Genomic DNA, 4,014 nt, shown 5'->3' with positions numbered 1-4,014 from the left:
TCAGCCGCTCCATCAGCCGACCAACCTGCGCCAGTTTCGGCGCCTCCTCCGGGCGAACGCGGGCGCGGTTGGTCTCGAAGGTGATGGGATCGGGGCTGAGCAAGGGCGCGAGTTCGCGCACCTCGCGGATCTGTCGCACCTGCTGCAGGCTGAAGGCGCGGTCCACTGCGCGCGCGTCGGCCTCGGCTTCCGTCAGAAGCGCGAGCGCAAGCTCGGGGTCGGTGCGCTGGGAGATGCGCAGTTCGCGGATGCGCAAGGGCGGCAGTTCCGCAACGTCGATCGGCTCGACCTCGCGCATGTCGTCGACAAGGAAGATCGACGTGCCGTCAGCCAGAACCCGTTCGCGGCGGAGGACGCGCCCGGTCGCGTCGCGGATCGTGATGATCTGAGTGTCGTCGTCCCGCCGCCACCGCGTGAGCGAGGAGCCGTCGGAGAAGCGCTCGACGCGCCGCTGCGATCCCTCCTGGCGCAGGATCGCGTCGTCGTCGCGCCAGACAGCATATTGGCCGGCGTCGTCCTGCACCACGACCCGCTCGTCGGAGCGTGCGACCACGCGGTTGCGGTCGACGATCATGCCGACCGCGAGCGCGCCCAGTGCGGCGAGGCCGGCGCGTTCAAGGTTGCGGCGGCGTCCGTCGTCGCGAGGTTGGTCGGCGTCGAAGTCGAGCGCGAGACGGGAGTCGAAATCGTCCCGACTGCCGCGGACTTCCGCCGCGGTGAACGTGTCTTCGATGACCTCCTCGGCCTCCGCCGCGCCGATCGCGTCATCTTCGGCATCGTCGCGGCGTGGGGCCGCCTGCGCCGCGACGGGACTGTCGGCCGCCCCGTCCTGCGCCCCCTGCCGGCCCGCCAGCACGCCCACGCCGCCGAGCGTCGCGATCGCTGCGGCGATCTCGGGCTGCTGCAGCAGCCTCTCCAGCGCGCTTCGCTGCCTCTCGTCCAGTTCGCGCGGCGCGTCCGGCTCCGCGACGACAGTCTCCTCGGCGACCTCCTCGACGACCAGCGCGGGGGCCTCCGCGGCCATGTCCTCGGCCATGGCGCGCAGGCGGGCGCGCTCCTCCTCGAGCGCACGCGCGTCGGCCTCGCGCTGCCGCCCCTCGGCGTCGGGCGCCTCAGCCTCGACACGCTCAACCTCCGGCTCGACGGCCTGGTCAGGCCCGGCTGCGGCTTCCCCGACGCTCTGCGCCTCGTCGTCGGTCAGGGGCCGTTCCGCGGGCGCCGTGACCGCCTCCGTCCCGACCTCTTCCGACGGAGCCGGAGCCGGAGCCGCATTCTCTCCCGTCAACCGCTCAGGTCGCGGCTCGGGCGCCGCATCGCCGGGCACAGGATCGGCAAGCGTGTCGGCGTCCTCGGCGGCGGCGGTCCCGGCGGCGGCCGCGTCGTCTGCGGCCAGGCTCGCGTCGTCGTCGTCCGGCGGCGGCGCGTCGCTGACGATCAGCGGCGGCGTCGAGTGGGTCAGCAGATTTCCGTCGCCGCGGATCATCGCGCGCTCGGCGTCGGCGCGCGCGACCTCCGCAAGTTCGCCCTCAAACTCGGCGAAGTCCATCGACGCTATCGCCTCGGCGGTCAGGGAAAGCGCCGCCTGGGCGCGTTCGAGACGCGCAGGATCGTCGAAGATCGCGCCGCCGTCCTCGAACAGAAGCTCGCAACGTGCATAGTCGAGGTCATTTGCGCATTCGGCGACCACGGCGCGGACCGGCTCGCAGTTCTCGACGCTCGGCGCGGCCACGCAGGCCCGGACGAGCGACACGAACATGTCGGCGTCCTGAGCATCTCCGGACGCGGATTGCGCGGCGCCGCTCAGCGGCAGCAGACCGAGGCAGAGCCCCAGCGCCGATGTCGCATGAAGATTTGCGCGAGACATCCCGAACTCCTGTCGCTTGCGGCGCCCGCGAGCGACAAAGTGAGGCGCGCCCGCGTTCCCCTGCGCCGGGATGCTTCCCCGGCTCAAGGTCTGTGTAACGCGCAGGAAACCCCTTTCGTTTCGCTCGACCGGACTTTCCTGTGGATCAGCGAAGGGTCCGGATGCCGATCGGCGCCGAAAGTCGTTGATGCCAAACGACCCGACGGGGTCACGCTTCGGAGCTTGTTCACATTGAAGGCGACGGCGCGGTTACGCACCACATGGCCGCTTCGTCCGGCTTCCTGCGCCGGAGAACCATTACTTGGCGTCCCGGCTACGCGAACCAAGGTCGCCGCGCCGAGACCCCGAGCCCTCCGGACAGAGTCGCGCTCAAAGAGCGAGTTCGACAGCCGCCGACGCCACCTGGCGGGACCCGACGCTCATTCCGTCGACCGGCAAGTTATCCTTATATGCCCGCCCCGCGATCGGCTACTTCCGGGAGCTTGCTCCCTGCTAGAGCGGAAGGTCCGTGTCGAGAGCTGCAGGCGGCGTCAAGCGGGTTCAGGTCACAACCAGTACATGCCGAAGCCGCTTGACTTTGGTCGACCATGCTTCAGCCAGAGAATTTGTGATCATCGGGGGCGTTAACCAAACGCTCACCAGTTGAGCGCAGAGCATGTCGCGTTGGCGCCCTAACTCGGGTCCGGCCGCCCGTCCCACAGCCAGAAACCTGTTCCGAGAGACATCGAAGCATGATGCGTTCATTCGTGTCGGTGGGGCCGCTGCTCGTCAGCGTCGCCCTGCTCATCGCCGGCTGCGGTGTGCTCAACATGCTGCTGCCGCTGCGCGCCGAACATGAGGGCTTCGGCTCCATGGCGATCGGATTGCTCGGCTCGGCGCAGTCGCTGGGCTTCATTGGCGGCTGCCTCTGGGGCGGGCGCATCATCGCCCGCGTTGGCCACATCAGGGCGTTCGCCGCGCTCGTTGGTCTGGTCTCGTGTCTCTTTCTGGCGCACGCGATCGTCGTCGACCCTGCCGTCTGGTGGGCGCGGCGCGCGCTCGGAGGCGCATGCTTCGCGACCATCTTCATGGTGATCGAGAGCTGGCTGAACGCGCGCGCCGACAACCGGACCCGCGGCGCGGTGTTCTGCGCCTATGCTGTGACCAGCCATCTCGCCGGCTCGATCGGCCACGTGTTCGTGGCGGCGGGAGAGCCGGACCGCTTCGTGCTTTTCTCGATCGGCTCCATCCTCGTGTCGCTGGCGGCGCTGCCGGTCGCTCTGTCGCGCTGCGAGGCGCCGCAACCGAGCCCGGCGGCGCGCGTGCGACTGCTGAAGCTGTGGCGCGCTTCGCCGGTGGGCGTCGTCGGTTGCGCGATCGCCGGCATGTCCGCAGGCGCGTTCTGGTCTCTCGGCCCGTCCTATGTGCTCGGCGTTATCGGCGACGCGAGCCTGACGCCGCTTCTGATGACCGCTCCCGTCCTGGCCGCGGCGTTGGTCCAGTGGCCCATCGGCTTTCTGAGCGACCGCATGGACCGCCGTCTCGTGATCGCCGCTACCGCCGCCTCGGCCGCCTTGGTCTGTGTCGCGCTGGCGCTGGGGAGCGTGGCCGACGCCGGCGATCTCGTGGTCGCGCTCGCCGTTCTAGGGGCCGCCTTTATCCCCATCGGCGCGCTCAGCGCCGCCAACGCCAACGACTTCGCGCCAGCCGACGCCGTGGTCGAGACTGCGGCCGGGCTTTTGCTGATCGCATCCGCCGGCGCGGTGGCCGGACCGGTCGTCGCCAGCTGGGCGATTTCCGCGATGGGTCCCGGAGGCCTCTTCGCCACGCTTGGCTCCAGCTTCGGGCTGCTGGCGCTCTTTGCGCTTGTGCGCAGCTTCGTCCGCGAGGCGGCGCCCGCCGCCGAACGCGGTCGCTTCGCGGACGCCGTGGTGGCGTTCGAGACGGTGTCGGCGGTAGAGCCGGCAAGCGCGCCAAACGCCGACGTCTCGAGCACGCCTGCGGCTGCCGCCCGCATCTCGCGGCTCATCCCGGGAGCCGCGATAGCAGCTGCGTGAAAACTGGTCGGCGTTTTGATGCAGGGCGACCAGCAATGAAACTCAGGCGCGCTTGTGCTTGGATGCCCCAAAGACATGGTAAATCCAGAGTCCGATTACGTAGATGAAACCTAG

General features: G+C 69.6%; 2 protein-coding genes. One reads left to right on the top strand and one right to left on the bottom strand.

Translation table 11 applies throughout. The features are described from left to right. Positions 1–1,864, bottom strand: a 1,864-nt coding sequence (locus tag V7Q31_RS17770; RefSeq protein WP_333835185.1) for a hypothetical protein, incomplete at its 3' end; no start/stop codon positions are given. 731 nt (positions 1,865–2,595) lie between these two features. Here V7Q31_RS17770 and V7Q31_RS17765 point away from each other — a divergent pair. Then, on the top strand, positions 2,596–3,900 hold the full coding sequence (locus V7Q31_RS17765; RefSeq protein WP_333835184.1) for an MFS transporter: 1,305 nt from the start codon (positions 2,596–2,598) through the stop codon (positions 3,898–3,900). The last annotated feature ends 114 nt before the right edge of the window (positions 3,901–4,014 follow it).

The organism is Rubrimonas sp. (assembly GCF_036788415.1).
In the GTDB taxonomy this organism is placed as follows: Bacteria; Pseudomonadota; Alphaproteobacteria; order Rhodobacterales; family Rhodobacteraceae; genus Rubrimonas.
Note: the sequence above shows the minus strand (reverse complement) of the source record. Positions and strands in the feature narration are given on the sequence as shown.